This is a genomic window from Streptomyces sp. NPDC056883 (assembly GCF_042788835.1).
GTDB classification, from domain to species: domain Bacteria; phylum Actinomycetota; class Actinomycetes; order Streptomycetales; family Streptomycetaceae; genus Streptomyces; species Streptomyces stoeckheimensis.
The window spans coordinates 38,598-55,698 of record NZ_JBHUBS010000014.1 but is presented as its reverse complement, the minus strand read 5'-3'; the positions used below and the strand labels follow the sequence as shown (position 1 = coordinate 55,698).

Annotated in this window: 13 protein-coding genes, 2 tRNA genes and 1 pseudogene; 13 read left to right on the top strand and 3 right to left on the bottom strand. The window is 73.2% G+C overall.

Annotation, left to right across the window (positions count from 1 at the left end; translation table 11 throughout):
• Positions 1 to 72: 72 nt before the first annotated feature.
• Both ACFRU2_RS29055 and ACFRU2_RS29050 read left to right on the top strand, forming a co-directional pair.
• The gene (locus tag ACFRU2_RS29055) at positions 73 to 606 is read left to right on the top strand and encodes a SigE family RNA polymerase sigma factor (protein ID WP_250738541.1); all 534 of its coding nucleotides are present in this window, start codon (positions 73 to 75) and stop codon (positions 604 to 606) included.
• Positions 607 to 739: 133 nt separating this feature from the next.
• The gene (locus tag ACFRU2_RS29050) at positions 740 to 2,389 is read left to right on the top strand and encodes a long-chain fatty acid--CoA ligase (RefSeq protein WP_382977443.1); all 1,650 of its coding nucleotides are present in this window, start codon (positions 740 to 742) and stop codon (positions 2,387 to 2,389) included.
• A gap of 30 nt (positions 2,390 to 2,419) precedes the next feature.
• Here the strand turns inward: ACFRU2_RS29050 and ACFRU2_RS29045 are convergent, their stop codons facing one another.
• From ACFRU2_RS29045 to ACFRU2_RS29035, 3 genes are all read right to left on the bottom strand, one after another.
• Positions 2,420 to 2,998 (bottom strand): antibiotic biosynthesis monooxygenase, encoded by a 579-nt coding sequence (locus ACFRU2_RS29045; RefSeq protein ID WP_382977440.1) that lies wholly within the window; start codon positions 2,996 to 2,998, stop codon positions 2,420 to 2,422.
• 13 nt (positions 2,999 to 3,011) lie between these two features.
• On the bottom strand, positions 3,012 to 6,506 hold the full coding sequence (locus ACFRU2_RS29040) for a PAS domain-containing protein (protein ID WP_382977437.1): 3,495 nt from the start codon (positions 6,504 to 6,506) through the stop codon (positions 3,012 to 3,014).
• A gap of 119 nt (positions 6,507 to 6,625) precedes the next feature.
• Positions 6,626 to 7,054 carry an SSI family serine proteinase inhibitor gene (locus ACFRU2_RS29035; protein WP_382977434.1) on the bottom strand — a complete coding sequence of 143 codons (429 nt, stop codon included), beginning with the start codon at positions 7,052 to 7,054 and terminating at the stop codon, positions 6,626 to 6,628.
• 186 nt (positions 7,055 to 7,240) lie between these two features.
• Between ACFRU2_RS29035 and ACFRU2_RS29030 the strand changes: the two genes are divergently transcribed.
• The 11 genes and pseudogenes from ACFRU2_RS29030 (at position 7,241) to ACFRU2_RS28980 (ending at position 17,065) form a co-directional block, all read left to right on the top strand.
• Positions 7,241 to 7,331 (top strand) — tRNA-Ser (locus tag ACFRU2_RS29030).
• Between the two features lie 238 nt (positions 7,332 to 7,569).
• A tRNA-Arg gene (locus tag ACFRU2_RS29025) sits at positions 7,570 to 7,642 on the top strand.
• A gap of 216 nt (positions 7,643 to 7,858) precedes the next feature.
• A complete protein-coding gene (locus ACFRU2_RS29020; RefSeq protein ID WP_382977431.1) occupies positions 7,859 to 8,224 on the top strand; it encodes a PH domain-containing protein in 366 nt (121 codons plus the stop codon).
• 117 nt (positions 8,225 to 8,341) lie between these two features.
• Complete coding sequence (locus tag ACFRU2_RS29015; RefSeq protein WP_382977428.1) at positions 8,342 to 8,776, top strand: Lrp/AsnC family transcriptional regulator; 435 nt, start codon at positions 8,342 to 8,344, stop codon at positions 8,774 to 8,776.
• A 44-nt stretch (positions 8,777 to 8,820) separates the two neighbouring features.
• A complete protein-coding gene (locus ACFRU2_RS29010) occupies positions 8,821 to 9,666 on the top strand; it encodes a DUF2797 domain-containing protein (RefSeq protein ID WP_382977425.1) in 846 nt (281 codons plus the stop codon).
• A gap of 120 nt (positions 9,667 to 9,786) precedes the next feature.
• Positions 9,787 to 10,128 (top strand): antibiotic biosynthesis monooxygenase family protein, encoded by a 342-nt coding sequence (locus ACFRU2_RS29005; RefSeq protein ID WP_382977422.1) that lies wholly within the window; start codon positions 9,787 to 9,789, stop codon positions 10,126 to 10,128.
• Entirely contained in the window at positions 10,109 to 10,990 is an 882-nt protein-coding gene (locus ACFRU2_RS29000; RefSeq protein WP_382977419.1) for an amidohydrolase family protein, read from the top strand. Before ACFRU2_RS29005 ends, ACFRU2_RS29000 begins: the two co-directional genes overlap by 20 nt.
• A 76-nt stretch (positions 10,991 to 11,066) precedes the next feature.
• Positions 11,067 to 11,756, top strand: a pseudogene (locus ACFRU2_RS28995) (response regulator transcription factor); the annotation flags it as partial.
• Entirely contained in the window at positions 11,690 to 13,537 is a 1,848-nt protein-coding gene (locus ACFRU2_RS28990) for a sensor histidine kinase (protein ID WP_382977416.1), read from the top strand. The pseudogene ACFRU2_RS28995 and the gene ACFRU2_RS28990, both read left to right, overlap by 67 nt.
• A gap of 25 nt (positions 13,538 to 13,562) precedes the next feature.
• On the top strand, positions 13,563 to 14,828 hold the full coding sequence (locus tag ACFRU2_RS28985; RefSeq protein WP_382977413.1) for a glycosyltransferase: 1,266 nt from the start codon (positions 13,563 to 13,565) through the stop codon (positions 14,826 to 14,828).
• On the top strand, positions 14,828 to 17,065 hold the full coding sequence (locus ACFRU2_RS28980; RefSeq protein ID WP_382977410.1) for an ArnT family glycosyltransferase: 2,238 nt from the start codon (positions 14,828 to 14,830) through the stop codon (positions 17,063 to 17,065). The genes ACFRU2_RS28985 and ACFRU2_RS28980 overlap by 1 nt, the downstream gene beginning before the upstream one ends.
• The last annotated feature ends 36 nt before the right edge of the window (positions 17,066 to 17,101 follow it).

Genomic DNA, 17,101 nt, shown 5'->3' with positions numbered 1-17,101 from the left:
CAACCTGAGACGGATCCCGCTTCGGCACTTGCGGCCGATCCCATCGGGCCGCGCCGCTCCTAGCGTGGAGCCATGACCACGCCTGTGTGCACGCTCGCCTCGAATCCGACGCCGTACCCGTCGTTCTCGGCGTACGTCCGGACCCGCGGCACGGTCCTGATGCGCACCGCGCGCTCGCTCACCGCCAACCCCTGCGACGCCGAGGACCTCCTCCAGACGGCGCTGGCCAAGACCTACGTCGCGTGGGACCGCATCGAGGACCACCGCGCCCTGGACGGGTACGTCCGCCGGGCCCTGGTCAACACCCGCACCAGCCAGTGGCGCAAGCGCAAGGTCGACGAGTTCGTCTGCGACGAGCTGCCCGAGGCCGACGAGCCGCCGGCCGCCGACCCCGCCGAGGCACAGGCGCTGCGCGACGCGATGTGGCGCGCGGTGACCCGGCTGCCGGACCGGCAGCGGGCGATGGTGGTCCTGCGCTACTACGAGGACCTGAGCGAGGCCCAGACCGCAGAGCTGCTCGGCGTCTCCGTGGGCACCGTCAAGAGCGCCGTCTCCCGGGCGCTGGTCAAGCTCCGCGAGGACCCGGAACTGACCCCCGTCCGCTGAGTACCGCCCCCGCCCGGCCGATGTTTCACGTGAAACAACGCCGCGTTTCTACTCTTGGGTAGTGACATGCCGACCGGTACGTGCGCAGAATCGCAGCATCCGTAGCCGCCGCAGCGCTCACCGGGAGGACGCTTTGCTGAGCACGATGCAGGACGTACCACTCCTCGTCACCCGCATACTGCAGCACGGGATGACGATCCACGGGAAGTCCCAGGTCACGACCTGGACCGGGGAGGCCGAGCCGCACCGTCGCAGCTTCGCCGAGATCGGGACCCGGGCCACGCGCCTGGCCAACGCCCTGCGCGACGAGCTGGGCGTCCGGCAGGACGACCGCGTCGCGACCCTGATGTGGAACAACGCCGAGCACGTCGAGGCGTACTTCGCGATCCCCTCCATGGGTGCCGTCCTGCACACGCTGAACCTACGGCTCCCTCCCGAGCAGCTGGTCTTCATCGTCAACCACGCGGCCGACAAGGTCGTCCTGGTCAACGGCACCCTGCTGCCGCTGCTCGTCCCGCTCCTGCCGCACCTGCCGACCATCGAGCACGTCGTGGTCGCGGGCATCGGCGACCGCTCCGCGCTGGAGGGCCTCGGCGTGCGCGTGCACGAGTACGAGGAGCTCCTGGCGGGCCGCCCGGACACCTACGACTGGCCCGAGCTGGACGAGCGCCAGGCCGCGGCCATGTGCTACACCTCCGGCACCACCGGCGACCCCAAGGGCGTCAGCTACTCCCACCGCTCGATCTACCTGCACTCGATGCAGGTCAACATGACCGAGTCGATGGGCCTGACCAGCAAGGACACCAGTCTCGTCGTCGTCCCGCAGTTCCACGTCAACGCCTGGGGCCTGCCGCACGCCACCTTCATGACCGGCATCAACATGCTGATGCCGGACCGCTTCCTGCAGCCCGCCCCGCTCGCCGACATGATCGAGCGGGAGAAGCCGACCCACGCCGCGGCCGTCCCCACCCTCTGGCAGGGACTGCTCGCCGAGGTCACCGCCAACCCGCGCGACCTGACCTCGATGAAGCAGGTCACCATCGGCGGCGCGGCCTGTCCCCCGGCCCTGATGGAGGCCTACGACCGGCTCGGCGTACGCCTCTGCCACGCCTGGGGGATGACCGAGACCTCCCCGCTGGGCACCATGGCCCACCCGCCGGCCGGTCTGACCGCCGAGGAGGAGTGGCCGTACCGCATCACCCAGGGCCGCTTCCCGGCGGGCGTCGAGGCCCGCCTGGTGGGTCCCGGCGGCGACATCCTGCCCTGGGACGGCGAGTCCGCGGGTGAGCTGGAGGTCCGCGGCAACTGGATCGCGAGCTCCTACTACGGTGGCGCGACCGGCGAACCGACCCGCCCCGAGGACAAGTTCAGCGCGGACGGCTGGCTCAAGACCGGCGACGTCGGCGTGATCAGCACCGACGGCTACCTGACCCTCACCGACCGCGCCAAGGACGTCATCAAGTCCGGCGGGGAGTGGATCTCCAGCGTGGAGCTGGAGAACGCGCTCATGGCGCACCCCGAGGTCGTCGAGGCGGCGGTCGTGGCCGTCCCCGACGAGAAGTGGGACGAGCGTCCGCTGGCCACCGTCGTCCTGAAGGAGGGGGCCACCGTGGACTACGCGGGACTGCGCGCCTTCCTCGGTGAGTCGATCGCCAAGTGGCAGCTGCCCGAGCGCTGGGCGATCGTCGAGGCGGTACCGAAGACGAGCGTCGGCAAGTTCGACAAGAAGGTGATCCGCAAGCAGTACGCGGACGGCGTCCTCGACGTCACCAGGCTCGACTGAGCTGCGCGGCCCCGGCCCGGCTCCGCGGGGCTACTGGCCGCGCGTGAGCCAGGGCCGCAGCAGCTTGCTGATCGCGGGCATGGCCACGTAGGTCATCAGGGTGCTGAAGACGACGGCGAACGCGGCCGTCCGCAGCACGAAGTGCAGGTTCACCAGGTACGGCCCGAGCAGCGCGTTGCCCGCGAGCGAGATCGGGAAGATGGCCAGCCCCGAGCTGATCGCCATCTTCCACCGCGGCGGCGCGGGCCGGGCCGTACCCGGCTTCGCGAACCAGGTCTCCATGCCGTGCAGTTCGCGCCGGGCTATCTCCGTGTGGTGGTGCCCGAGGCAGTTGGAGAACCAGGCGGCGCGCTCGGCGGAGTCCTGCCACCGCTGGAAGGCCGCCTGGTTGCGGAACCGGTGCACCAGGAACCAGGGCCCGCCCGGGGCGGCCGGGCGGAACAGGCCGTATCCCAGGTGGTCCGGAAAGGCCGCGGCCGTCTCCAGGATCCCGTGGGCCCAGGCCTCGAAGTTCTCCTCGTGGCCCGGATCCACCTGTCGCGCGATGAGCAGGCTGACCTCCCCGTTGTCGGCGGGGACGGTGTGCTCGCTCGTGTCGATGATGGCCATGCGGCCAGAATGACTAGTTGGTGCCGATCTTGGCCAGCAGGTCCACGATGCGGCCCTGCACGTCCGCCGTGGTGGACCGCTCGGCGAGGAACAGCACGCTCTCGCCCGAGGCCAGCCGCGGCAGTTCGGACGGCTCGATCCCGGTGGCCGTGTAGACGACCAGCGGGGTGTGGTTCAACTGCCCGTTGGCGCGCAGCCAGTCCACGATCCCGGCCCGGCGACGGCGCACCTGCATCAGGTCCATCACCACCAGGTTCGGCCGCATCCGGGTCGCCAGCTCCACGGCGTCCGTATCCGCGTCGGCCCGCGCGACCTGCATGCCGCGCCGCTCCAGGGCTGCGGTCAGCGCGGTCGCGATCTCGTTGTGCTCCTCGATCAGCAGCACCCGGGAGGGGTGCTGCTCGCTGTCGCGCGGCGCGAGCGCCTTGAGCAGCACGGCCGGATCGGCGCCGTACGCGGCTTCGCGCGTGGCGTGCCCCAGCCCGGCCGTGACCAGCACGGGCACCTCGGCGGCCACCGCGGCCTGGCGCAGCGACTGCAGGGCGGTCCGGGTGATCGGCCCGGTCAGCGGGTCCACGAACAGCGCGGCGGGGAACGCGGCGATCTGCGCGTCGACCTCCTCGCGGGAGTGCACGATCACCGGGCGGTAGCCGCGGTCGCTGAGTGCGGCCTGCGTCTGCGCGTCCGGAGCCGGCCACACCAGGAGCCGGCGCGGGTTGTCCAGCGGCTCGGGCGGCAGCTCGTCGTCCACGGGACGCGGCACGGTCCGGTTGACCACCTCGACGGCGCCACCGGGCCCGTCCAGCGGCTCGGGGCCCTCGGCAGAGCCCTCCTCGGGTGCTCCTATGGCGAAGGCGCGGCCCTCGGGCGCGGGCTCCGCGAGGCGGCGCCGCCGGCCGGAGCCGTTGGTGTCGCCGGCCCCGCCGCCCTGGCCGAGGCTGCCCAGCGCGCGGACGCTGATCGGCGCCCCGGCGGCCTCCGCGGGGGTGTCCTGCGGCTGCCGGGCTCCGGGTACGGCGATCTGCCCGGCGCCGTCCGAGTCCTCGGGAGCGGTACGGGCCGCCGGAACCGGCCAGGCCGGGGTGGCGGGCAGCGCACGCCGCCGCCCGGTGGGATGCGTCTCGGGGGCTACGGGGCCCTGCGCGGCCGCCTCCGGCCGCCCGGCGGCGGCTTCGGCGCCCTCGGAGCCGGTGCCGGGCGCGCCCAGCACCCGCCGCCCGCGCCGCCCGCCCGGGGCTTCGGCGTCGGCCTCGGCACCAGGGGCCGAGGCGGCCATGGCGGGGGCCTGCGGCGGCTGCGGAGCCGGCGTCGGGCCGGCGGGCAGCGCGAAGCCGCCCTCGGGGGCGATGGGCCGTACGGGGGCGGGGGAGGCCGGGGGCGGGGGCATCGGCACGGGCGTCGGCCCGAGCCCGGTCGCCGGCACCGGGCCGCCCGGCTGCGCCGGTCCCGCCGAGCCCAGGGCACGCCGCCGCCCGGCGGGGTGCTCCGTCAGCGGAACGGGGAGTCCCGGGAACGGGGGCACCGGCACGGGAGGCACCGGCACGGGCGGGAGCGCGGGCATGGCGGTGCCCTGCGGGGGCACGGGCCGCCCGGGGCCACCCGGACGGTCGTTGCCGCCGGCGGCCGCGTCGCCGCCGCTGCCGTCGCCGTTCTGGCCGCGCCGCCGCCCGGTGCCGCTTCCGCCCAGGCCCGCCGGGTTCACGGGGGACTGGGCGAGCTCCGCGGGAGCGCCGTCGCCGGGCCGGGCCACGGCCGCGGCCTCGCCGCCCCTGCGCCGCCCGGACGGCAGCGCCAGAGCGCTTCCGCCGTCGGTGCCGTCAGTAGTGCCGGCGGCGCCGTTGGGGTCCTGGCCCGCTTTCGCCACGCCGGTGCCGGGGCCGTTGCCGGCTCCCTTCCCGGTGGCGGCGTCGGCGCCCGCGTCGGCAGCGGAGTCGTCGTCGAGGAAGGCGTCCACGCCGCGCCGGGCCCGCCGGCCGCCGGAGACCTGCCCCGGACCGCCTTCGGTCCCGGGCTCGGCCGGGGGAGCCTCCTCAGGCTCGGGCAGGGTGACCGTCCCGGCTCCCGCACCCAGCGGCAGTTCCAGTACGTACGCGCCGCCGGGCGCGCCCGGCACCTCCACCGTCTGCAGCACACCGCCGTGGGCCTCCACGATGCCCCGCACGATCGGCTCGTGCACCGGGTTGCCGCCCTCGTACGGGCCGCGCACCTCGATCCGTACGACCTCGCCGCGCTGCGCGGCGGCCACCACGATCGTCGAGTCCATGTACCCGCTGCCCTGGCGGGTCTTGCCGGTGGCGTCCACCCCGGCGACGTCCGCGACCAGGTGCGCGAGGGCGGTCGAGATCCGCTCCGCGTCCACCTCGGCCTCGATCGTCGGGGCGTGCACGGCGAACTGCGCCCGCCCGGGGCCGATCAGCTCGACCGCGCCGTCGACACCGGCCGCGACGACCCCGTCGATCAGCACCTTCTTCTTGTCGAGCTTCTCGCCGCCCGCGTCGAGCCGCTGGAAGGAGAGCACGTTGTCGACCAGCGTGGTCATCCGGGAGTAGCCGGCGGCCAGGTGGTGCAGGAGCTGGTTGGCCTCGGGCCACAGCTGGCCCGCGTCGTCGGCGGCCAGCGTGGCCAGCTCGCCGCGCAGTTCCTCCAGCGGTCCGCGCAGGGAGTCGCCGAGGACGGACAGCAGCTGGGCGTGGCGCGCGGCCAGCGCATCGTAGGAACGCCGGTCGGTGAAGGTCATGACGGCGCCGACGAGCTGCTCCCCGTCCCGTACGGGAGAGGTGGTCAGGTCCACGGCGACGGGCTGCCCGGCCTTGTTCCACAGCACCTGGCCGCGGACCCGGTGCTTGCGTCCGCTGCGCAGGGTGTCGGCGAGCGGGGACTCCTCGAAGGGGAACGGCGACCCGTCGGCGCGCGAGTGCTGGACCAGCCCGTGCAGTTCGCGGTTGCCGAGGTCGGTGGCGCGGTAGCCGAGGATCTGGGCGGCGGCCGGATTGACCAGCACGACCCTGCCGTCGGTGTCCGTGCCGACGACGCCTTCGGCGGCGGCGCGCAGGATCATCTCGGTCTGCCGCTGGGAGCGGGCTAGCTCGGCCTCGGTGTCCACCGTCTGCGAGAGGTCCCGTACGACGAGCATCAGCAGCTCGTCGCCGGTGTAGGCGGGCTGCGGCTCGCGATAGGCGTCACGGCCGTCGAGATGGGCGGCGGTGACCTCGACGGGGAACTCGCTGCCGTCGGTGCGGCGGGCGACCATCCGTTTCGGGCGGGCGCGGCCGCCCTCGTCCTCGCCGGGCCGGCGCATGGAGCCGGGGATCAGCTTGGAGTCGAAATCGGGCAGGAGGTCGAGCACGCCCCGGCCGACGAGCCCGGTACCGGGGCTCTCCATGACCTCGAGGGCGATCGAATTCGCGTTGACGACCGTGCCGTTGGCGTTGACGAGCAACAGCGCGTCCGGAAGAGCGTCGAGTATTGCTGCGAGGCGAGCAGCGCCTCGGGATGGCCTGCTGCTCACGACGAGCTTCCTCCCTGACCACAACTACCGGCATGTCACGGGAGGAGTCTAAGGGCACGGGCTCCCGGCGAGGGGGCGGATGGCCGGTGCATTCCGCCCGTCCGGCGCATCCTCCCAGGTCAGGAACGCCCTCGTGGAAGCACAGGTTCCAAGTCGTTCCACCGGCGGATCTCGCATCCGTTCGTCCGGCGGAACCGGGCGTCCACCCTCTGGCCGTGCCACGTTCCGGTGATCCGGGCGGTGGCGCGGCCGCCGTCCTGCAGGGTGCACAGCTGATTCTTGGGCTCGGGAGCGAAGGGGTCCTTCCCCTCGCGCGCGAGGGCTTCGAGGCGGGCACAGGCGTCCTGGGCCTGCGGGTGGTTCCCGCCGGGCGGGTCGCACTCCAGCCGGTACTCGCCGTCCGCCCGCGGGTTGCCGGTGTCGGCCACGACGATGGTGAGCCGGTCGGGGGAGGCCAGCAGCCGGCTCAGGGGTGGCAGCGGGGGCAGGGGGCCCGCCACCGCTGCGGCCAGAGCGGAGGTGACGGCGAAAGCGGCGAGACGCAGCATGGGGAACTCCAGGTCGTCCGTACGTCGTACGACAGACCAACGACGAGGCGGCGCCGACGTTCCGCAGACGGGGGTGCTTAAGGCTTTGCTCTGCGGGCCGCCCTCCTTGTACCGTGGGAGCGGATTGGTGACCGGCCCCTGGCCTGTGTCATCATCTGCACGCACCCTCGTACGCGGGGGTGTGCTGGAGGCGTCGCCTAGTCCGGTCTATGGCGCCGCACTGCTAATGCGGTTTGGGGCTTACCCCCCATCGAGGGTTCAAATCCCTCCGCCTCCGCACTCACGAAGCCCCGGTCCTTGCGGACCGGGGCTTCGGTGCGTTCCGGGTCCGGGAGAGGGCGGGATCTGCCCGCGCGGACACCCGGCAAGGACGCCCGGGCGTCCAACCGGATGATCTTCTTCCAAGCCATTTCCGCAGGTCAGAGCGGGTGGGGCTAATGGATTTCGCGTCCCGGCGAGGTCCATGTATTGTTGTTCTCGCAAGGCCAACGGGGCGCAAAACCCCGGCCAGCCAAGCACTCGTAGCTTAACGGATAGAGCATCTGACTACGGATCAGAAGGTTGCAGGTTCGAATCCTGCCGAGTGCACAGCCCAAGAGGCCCCCCGGTTCACCGGGGGGCCTCTTGCGTTGTCCTCTTCTCTCATCCTCATCCTTCTCCTCCTGAGTGATGACGTCTGGCTCCGGGGGGTTAGGGGACGAGATGGCTCTGCCGGGGGACGCGGGGTGAGGACGGGCGCCGCTACGGTTTCTTGGAGATCGACTCACCGGAGATCGGTCCACCGGGAAAGCAGGGGGAGCTCACATGGGACTGTTCGGGAACGCGCACGCAGTGGATCCGGCGTCCGCGCACCGCGAGTACGCGCGGCTGCTGGGGCAGGGCGAGCAGGTGCACGCCGCCTATCTGCTCATCCGCGACACGATCCTGTTCACCGACCGGCGGCTCGTGCTCATCGACAAGCAGGGGCTCACGGGCAAGAAGGTGGAGTACCACTCGATCCCGTACCGGAGCATCACGCACTTCTCCGTGGAGACCGCCGGCCACTTCGACCTGGACGCGGAGCTGAAGATATGGCTCTCCGGGAGCGCGACGCCGATAGCGAAGACCTTCACCAAGGGCGTCGACATCTATGAGGTCCAGGCGATCCTGACGCAGTTCGTCGCCCGCTAGCCGGTCCGGACGTCGGGGGAGGACGGGGAGGGGCCGAATGCTGTTCGGCCCCAGGGGGTGATTTCAGGATCAGGTAGCGTCTCCGCGAGGGCGTGCAGGGACGTGGGAGGAAGTTCGGTGGACGACATCGACCGGGCGCTGATCCAGCGCCTTCAGGAGGACGCGGGCCAGTCGTACGCGGCGCTGGCGGCCTCCGTCGGGCTCTCCGCCGGAGCCACCCACGAGCGCGTGCGCAAACTGCGCGAGCGGGGGGTCATCCGGCGGACCACCGTCGAGGTGGATCCGGCGGCCGTGGGCAGCGGGGTGCTGGCCTACGTGATGGTCGACTCCACGGCCTGGATGGGCGACTCGCGGGCCGCCTTCGAGGGCATCGCGGAGATCCAGGAGGCGCACATCATCGCCGGCAGCGCCTCGGTCATGGTCAAGGTCCGCACGGCCACCACCGAGCAGCTGCAGGACGTCCTGCGCCGCCTCTACGCCATCGACGGTGTCAGCGGCACGCAGGCCACCGTCGTCCTGGAGACCTTCTTCGAGCGACCGCTCCCCCTGTGACCTGGTGGTGCACCGGCCTCCGGTGGAGTGACGGCCGGCCCGCCATGGGCTGGTACGGGCAGGGGCCGGGACAGGGAGAGCGCACCAGCCTCCTCGGGTATGGACAGCCGCTCGCCTTCGCCGCCCGGGGTGAGCGCCACTGCCTCGGCATCCGGCGGGCCGGACGGCGGACGCCGTGCCCGACGGAGCGGACCGTGCCCGGCCGGACCGGGAACGCCCAGTGTCCCGAGTGCGCGGGCCTGGACCGTTCCTTCTCGGTGGCCGCCGACACCAACGCCGGTGATCCGCGTACCTACCGGGTGTACCTCGCCTGGTTCGGGGCCGGGCTGGTCAAGGTCGGGATCACCGCCGAGGAGCGCGGGTCCGTCCGGCTGCTGGAGCAAGGGGCGGTCGCCTGGGCCTGGCTGGGGCGCGGGCCGCTGATGGCCGCCCGACGGACCGAGGAACTGCTGCGGGCGGCCCTCGGGGTGCCCGACCGGATCGCCTATGCCCGGAAGCGGTCCGCGCGGGGAGACGTGCCGCCGGGGCCCGAGCGGGCGGCGGAGGTGGCGGCCCTGCATGCACGGGCGGTCGCGCTGGAGGGGTGGCCGGAGTCGCTGGAGAGGCTGGAGTGCGAGGTGACCGACCACGCCGGGGTGTTCGGGCTCGACGCACTGCCCGTCCCCGCCCGGGTGATCACCGAGATGGTGCCCGGGGGGACCGTCGCCGGCCGGCTCGTCGGCGCGGCCGGGCCCGATCTGCACTTCGCCGACGGGCTCGTGGTGGACACCCGGCTGCTCGCGGGGTGGGAGCTGGTGGCGCTCCGGGAGGGCGGTGTCACCGATGTGCCCGTGGCAGGGATCCCGGCCGGCGGCCGGGACGCCGGGGCCGCGCAGGACGGGCTGTTCTGACCGGGAGGGGAGCGGGGCCTGATCGGAAGGACACCCCCCAGGTCAAAACTTGGATCCCTTTGGCCGTCCGGGCCGTTTTCCGGTGGACATGCCACGTACCGGCCGCAGAGGGTGGTGGGCATGACCATTCAGCCCGTACAGGCCTTTGAACCGCCCTATGTCATCAGCGTGTTCACCAGCGTCCGGACCGTCGAGGACGGCGGATATCCCGAGACGCTCGAGCGGATGATCGAGCTCGTCAGCGGCAATCCGGGGTTCCTCGGCTACGAGTCCGCGCGGACGCCCGGCGGGCTCGGCATCACCGTCGCCTACTTCCGCGACCACGAGTCCCTCGCCCTCTGGCGCAAGGACATGGAGCACCAGGCGGCGATGAAGCAGGGCCGCGCCGACTGGTACGAGAGCTACACGCTGCACATCGCGACGGTCGAGCGGAGCCACGGCTTTGTCCGCGAAGACGGCTGAGGCCGTCCGGGCGTTCCGGGAACGGCTCGGGGTGCCCGGGCTGGTCGACGTACACACGCACTTCATGCCCGAGCGGGTCCTGGACAAGGTGTGGGACTACTTCGACGCGGTCGGCCCGCTGACCGGTGTCGAGTGGCCCATCACCTACCGGCACGAGGAAGAGCAGCGGGTCGCGCTGCTGCGGGAGTTCGGGGTCCGGGCCTTCACCGCCATGCTCTACCCGCACAAGCCGGCCATGGCCGCCTGGCTCAACTCCTGGTCCGCCGATTTCGCCGCGCGCACCCCCGACTGCCTGCACACCGCGACCTTCTTCCCGGAGGACGGGGTGCGGGAGTACGTCGGCCAGGCCGTCGCGGCGGGGGCCCGGGTCTTCAAGGCCCACCTCCAGGTGGGCGGCTACGACCCCACCGACGACCGGCTCGACCCGGTCTGGGGGCTCCTCGCCGAGGCCGGGATCCCGACGGTCGTGCACTGCGGCTCGGGGCCCGTTCCGGGCAAGTACACCGGACCCGAGCCGATCGCCCGGCTGCTGGCCCGCCACCCCCGGCTGCCGCTGATCGTCGCGCACATGGGGATGCCGGAGTACGCCGACTTCCTCGACCTCGCCGACCGGTACTCCGAGGTCCGCCTCGACACCACCATGGCGTTCACCGACTTCTCGGAGCAGTTCAGCGGCTTCCCGCCGCAGGACCGGGGCCGCCTCGCCGACCTCGGCGACCGGATCCTGCTGGGCACCGACTTCCCGAACATCCCCTACCCCTACGAGCACCAGCTCGAGGCCCTGGAGCGGCTGGACCTCGGCGACCCCTGGCTGCGCGCCGTCTGCCACGACAACGCGGCCCGGCTCTTCCGCCTGGCCTGAGGGGCGGGAGGGGTTTCTCAGGCAATTCACAGCTTCAGGCAAGAGCCCTCTCACGGGCGGCGGCCAGCGTGTACGCATGACTGCGACGACCACTTCCCACGCGTCCACGTCCACCGGCAACCACACGGCCCTCGTCCGGGCCGACGGGACCCCGTGCCGGGTCCTCGTCGTGGACGACGAGGCCGCCCTCTCCGAGCTGCTCTCCATGGCCCTGCGCTACGAGGGCTGCGAGGTCCGCAGCGCGGGCGACGGTGCGGCCGCAGTGCGCGCGGCACGGGAGTTCCGGCCCGACGTCGTCCTGCTCGACATCATGCTCCCCGACATGGACGGGCTGGCCGTCCTGGGCCGCCTGCGCAGGGAGCTCCCGCAGGTCCCGGTGCTGTTCCTGACCGCGAAGGACTCGGTCGAGGACCGCATCGCGGGTCTGACGGCCGGCGGCGACGACTACGTCACCAAGCCCTTCAGCCTGGAGGAGGTCGTCGCCCGGCTGCGCGGCCTGGTCCGGCGCTCCGGTGCGGCGCAGGCCGCGCGCGGCGGGTCGGTGCTGGAAGTCGGCGACCTGCGGCTCGACGAGGACAGCCACGAGGTGACCCGGGGCGGTCAGGACGTCCACCTGACCGCGACCGAGTTCGAGCTGCTGCGCTACCTGATGCGCAACCCGCGCCGGGTGCTGAGCAAGGCGCAGATCCTGGACCGCGTGTGGTCGTACGACTTCGGCGGTCAGGCCAACGTCGTCGAGCTGTACATCTCCTACCTGCGGCGCAAGCTGGAGGGCGGTACCGGCCTTCCGCCGATGATCCACACCCGTCGTGGCGCCGGCTACCTGATCAAGCCGGCCGACTAGTGGCGGCCGGAGAGCCCCGGCGCACCCGCCGTCCCCGCCGGCCGGGCCGCCCCGGGCGCCCCTCCGGCCCCCGCCGCCCCCGGTGGAGCCGGCGGCCCTGGTCGCTGCGGACCCGGCTCGTCGTCTCTGCGGTGGCCCTCATCGCCGTCGTCGGCGCGGCCATCAGCACCGTCACCACCGTCGCGCTGCGCTCGTACCTGGTCGACAAGGTCGACGAACAGCTTCGCGTCTCCGTCGAGATGGCGACCCGCCCCGGCGCGGGCAAGTTCCCCCGGGAGAACAACAACCTCGGCGTCGTCATGGGACCCGGATCCCCGCTGGGCGCCGTCGGGGTCCGCTTCGACGCCGCGGGCAAGACGGTCGAGAGCGTCCGCAGCCAGCGCAGCGCCGCCGTCGGAGGCTCCGGATCCGGACCCGGCGCTCACCCGCCCCTCACCCCGGACCAGACCTCCGTCCTCGCCGGGGCCGCGCAGAAGGCAGCCGACCGCAGTCCGGGCGACCCGGTCGAACTACAGCTGCCCGGCCTCGGCCGCTACCGGGTGCTGGCTTCGCCCGTCGGCAAGGTCGGCAGCGCCGCCGCCGGCGCCGACGCGAGCGGCGCCGGCGCCGACGGCGGCAGCATCGTGCTCGGGTTCCCGCTGGCCGAGGCCGACTCCACCGTGCACACCCTGATCGCGGTCGAGGTCTTCGTCACCCTCGCCGGGCTGATCGCCGCCTCCCTCGCCGGACAGGTCCTGGTCGGTGTCGCCCTGCGCCCGCTGCGCAGGGTCGCCGCCACCGCCACCCGGGTCTCCGAACTCACCCTGCACAGCGGCGAGCCCGCCCTCCACGAGCGGGTTCCCGACGCCGAGGCCGACCCCCGTACCGAGGTCGGACAGGTGGGAGCCGCCCTCAACCGGATGCTGGGCCACGTCTCCTCGGCGCTGACCGCGCGCCAGCAGAGCGAGACCCGGGTACGGCAGTTCGTGGCCGACGCCAGCCACGAACTGCGCACCCCGCTGGCCTCGATCCGCGGGTACGCCGAACTGACCCGCCGGGGCCGCGAGGAGCCGGGCCCCGACACCCGGCACGCCCTCGGGCGCATCGAGTCCGAAGCCACCCGGATGACCGGGCTCGTGGAGGACCTGCTGCTGCTGGCCCGGCTCGACGCGGGCCGCCCGCTGTCCATGTGCGACACCGATCTGGCCCCGCTGGTCGTGGACGCCGTCAGTGATGCCCGGGCCGCCGGCCACGACCACCACTGGCGCCTGGAACTACCCGAGGCTCCCGCACTGGTCCACGCCGACCCGGCGCGGATCCAGCAGGTGCTGGTGAACCTGCTGGCCAACGCCCGGACGCACACCCCGCCCGGCACCACGGTCACGGCGCATGTTTCACGTGAAACATCCGCCGTCCGCCTCCGCATCGAGGACGACGGCCCCGGCATCCCGCCCGAGCTGCTGCCCCACGTCTTCGAGCGCTTCGCCCGCGGCGACGCCTCCCGCTCCCGGTCGGCGGGCTCCACCGGCCTCGGCCTGGCCATCGTGGCCGCCGTGGTCTCGGCCCACGGCGGCCACGTCGACGTCCGCAGCGCCCCCGGTCACACCTCCTTCGAGGTCCTGCTGCCCCTGGCCGACCCGGCGGCCCCCGCCGCCCGCACCGCCAAGACCCCCGCCGCACGGCCGCACTCACAGACGGGCCACAGGGTCAGCACACAGCGGTGACAGCCCGGCCGGGGAGGGTCGGGTCATGCCTACCGACACCTCTCCCGGAGCGCTCCCGGTACGGGCGCCCCTCGCGCCCGTACCGGGTGAGCCCGTCCTCGACGTGGTGATCCCGGTCTACAACGAGGAGACGGACCTCGGCCCCTGCGTGCGCAGGCTCCACGAGCACCTCACCCGGACCTTCCCGTACCCCTTCCGCATCACCATCGCCGACAACGCGAGCACCGACCGCACCCCCGAGGTCGCGGCCGCCCTGGCCGCCTCCGTGGCCGGGGTGCGCAGCACCCGCCTGGAGCAGAAGGGCCGCGGCCGCGCCCTGCGCACCGTGTGGGGGGAGTCGGACGCGCCCGTCCTGGCGTACATGGACGTGGACCTCTCCACCGACCTCAACGCCCTGCTTCCGCTGGTCGCCCCGCTGATCTCCGGCCACTCCGACCTCGCCATCGGCACCCGCCTGGCCCGTTCCTCGCGGGTGGTCAGGGGAGCGAAGCGGGAGTTCATCTCCCGCGCCTACAACCTGCTCCTGCGCTCCTCGCTCTCCGCCCGCTTCAGCGACGCCCAGTGCGGCTTCAAGGCGATCCGCCGCGAGGTCGCGACCCGACTGCTGCCGCTCGTGGAGGACTCCGGCTGGTTCTTCGACACCGAGCTGCTCGTCCTCGCCGAGCGGGCCGGGCTCCGGATCCACGAGGTCCCGGTGGACTGGGTCGACGACCCCGATTCCACCGTGCACATCGCCCGCACCGCCGCCGAGGACCTCAAGGGCGTCTGGCGCGTGGGCAGGGCGCTGGCCGTCGGCGCGCTCCCGCTGGACCGGCTCGCCCGCCCCTTCGGGGACGACCCGCGCGACCGCACCGCCCTGCCCGGCGTGCCGCGCGGGCTGGCCCGCCAGCTCCTGGGCTTCTGCGCGGTCGGAGCCCTGTCCACCCTGCTCTACCTGCTCCTCTACTCCGCGGCCCGGACCGGCGCGGGCCCCCAGCTCGCCAACGCCGCCGCGCTGCTGCTCTCCGCCGTCGCCAACACCGCCGCCAACCGCCGGCTCACCTTCGGCGTCCGGGGCCGGGCCCGCGCCGTGCGCCACCAGGCCCAGGGCCTCGTGGTGTTCGCCATCGGACTGGCCCTGACCAGCGGATCGCTCGCCGCCCTCGGGGCTGCCAACGCCACGCCGGGGCACGGCACCGAGCTGGCCGTCCTGGTCACTGCCAACCTCGCCGCCACCGTGCTGCGGTTCCTGCTCTTCCGTGCCTGGGTCTTCCCCGAACGGCGCGCCACTCCCGCGAAGGACCACTCCTGATGACCACGGCAGCGCTACCGCTCCACCCGCCCTCCCCGACCGCCCCGTCCCACAGGGCGGCCCGGGCGCACGCCGATCGGCCCGGCTGGGAACGCCCCGCCTTCCTCGGGCTGCTCCTCGCCACCGCCGTCCTGCTGCTGTGGGACCTCGGGGCCTCGGGCTACGCCAACTCCTTCTACTCCGCCGCGGTCCAGGCGGGCGGCGAGAGCTGGAAGGCCTTCTTCTTCGGTTCCTCCGACGCCGGGAACTCCATCACCGTCGACAAACCCCCGGCCGCGCTGTGGCCCATGATGCTGTCCGTCCGGCTCTTCGGGCTCGGCGCCTGGCAGATCCTGGTCCCGCAGGCCCTCATGGGCGTCGGAACGACCGCCGTGCTCTACGCGGCCGTACGCCGTCAGTTCGGCCCGGTCGCGGCCCTGATCAGCGGAGCCGTCTTCGCGCTCACGCCCGTGGCCGCGCTGATGTTCCGCTTCAACAACCCCGACGCGCTGCTGACCCTGCTGATGACCGTCACCGTGTACTGCGTGCTCCGGGCCCTGGACGGGGCGCACACCAAGTGGCTCGTCTGGGCCGGGATCGCGATCGGCTTCGCCTTCCTGACCAAGACCCTGCAGGCCTTCGTCATCCTGCCGCCCCTCGCCCTGCTGTACGCGGTCTGCGCGCCGACCGGGCTGCGCAGGCGCCTCGGACAACTGCTGCTCTCCACCGTCGCGATGGTGGTGGCCGGCGGCTGGTGGGTGGCGGTCGTCGAACTGTGGCCCGCCTCCTCCCGCCCGTACATCGGGGGATCGCAGAACAACTCCTTCCTGGAACTGACCCTCGGCTACAACGGCCTCGGCCGGATCAACGGCGAGGAGACCGGCAGCGTCGGAGGCGGCGGCCGCACGGCCGCCGAGGGCATGGCCGGCGGCCCCGGTGGCGGCGGCGGAGGCGGGATGAGCTGGGGAGAGACCGGCATCGACCGGATGTTCTCCTCCAACATCGGCGGTCAGATCGGCTGGCTGCTGCCCGCCGCGCTGATCCTGCTCGTCGCGGGCCTCGTGGTCACCTGGCGGGCCCGCCGGGCCACCGACTCGCTGGAGGGCATGGCCCGCGCGGCCTTCCTGGCCTGGGGCGGGGCGCTGCTGATCACCGCAGTGGTCTTCAGCTTCATGCAGGGCATCTTCCACGAGTACTACACCGTCGCGCTGGCCCCCTACATCGCCGCCCTGGTCGGCATGGGAATCGCCGTCCTCTGGGAGGAGCGGGGCAGCCGGGCCGCCTCCCTCACGCTCTCCGGGACCCTCGCACTCACGTCGTACTGGGCCTTCGTGTTGCTCGGCCGCTCCGCGGAGTACGTGCCGTGGTTGCGCTGGTTGGTCCTCGCTGCCGGACTCGGCACGGCCCTGCTGCTGCCGTTCACCGCGCGGCTGGGCCGCCGCACCGCACTCGGCGTGGCGGCAGTCGGCCTGGGCGTGGCCCTGGCCGGACCCCTCGCGTACTGCCTGAGCACGGTGAGCACCCCGCACACGGGCTCGATCGTCACGGCGGGCCCCGCGGTCGCGGGCGGCCGGGGCGGCCCCGGCGGCGGGATGCGCGGCTCCGAGATGCCGGGCGGGGGCGGGATGCCCGGCGGCGGAGCCGCACCACAGGGCATGCCCCCGGGCGCCACCGCCCAGGGCGGCCAGGCCCCCGGCGGCGGCCAGGCTCCGGGAGGCGGCCAGGCTCCCGGCGGTCAGGCTCCCGGCGGCGGCCGGCCCGCCGACGACGGCCGGAGCACCCGGACGGCCGGCGGCCCCGGCGGAGGCGGCATGGGCGGCCTGCTCGGCGGGACGAAGACCAGCGCCGAGGCCACGGCCGCGCTGCGCGCCGACGCGGACCGGTACACCTGGGCTGCGGCCGCCATCGGCTCGCAGAACGCGGCGAGTTACCAGCTGGCTTCGCAGCAGCCGGTGATGCCCCTCGGCGGCTTCAACGGCAGCGACCCCTCGCCGACCCTGGAGCAGTTCAAGGAGTACGTGAGCGCCGGGAAGATCCACTACTTCATCGGCCAGAGCGACGCGGGCACCGATGGTGCCGCACCCGGCGGCGAAACCGGCGGCGACGCGGAGACCCGCACCCTGGTCCGCGTCGGGGGCGGCCCCGGCGGAGGCGTGAGCAGTTCCATCGAGACCTGGGTCAAGGCCAACTTCAAGGCCTCCACCATCGGCGGAGCCACCTTCTACGACCTCACCGCACCGACCTCACAGCCGTCTTAACAGCGACCGGACCCCGGTCCCACCCCCTAGCATCAA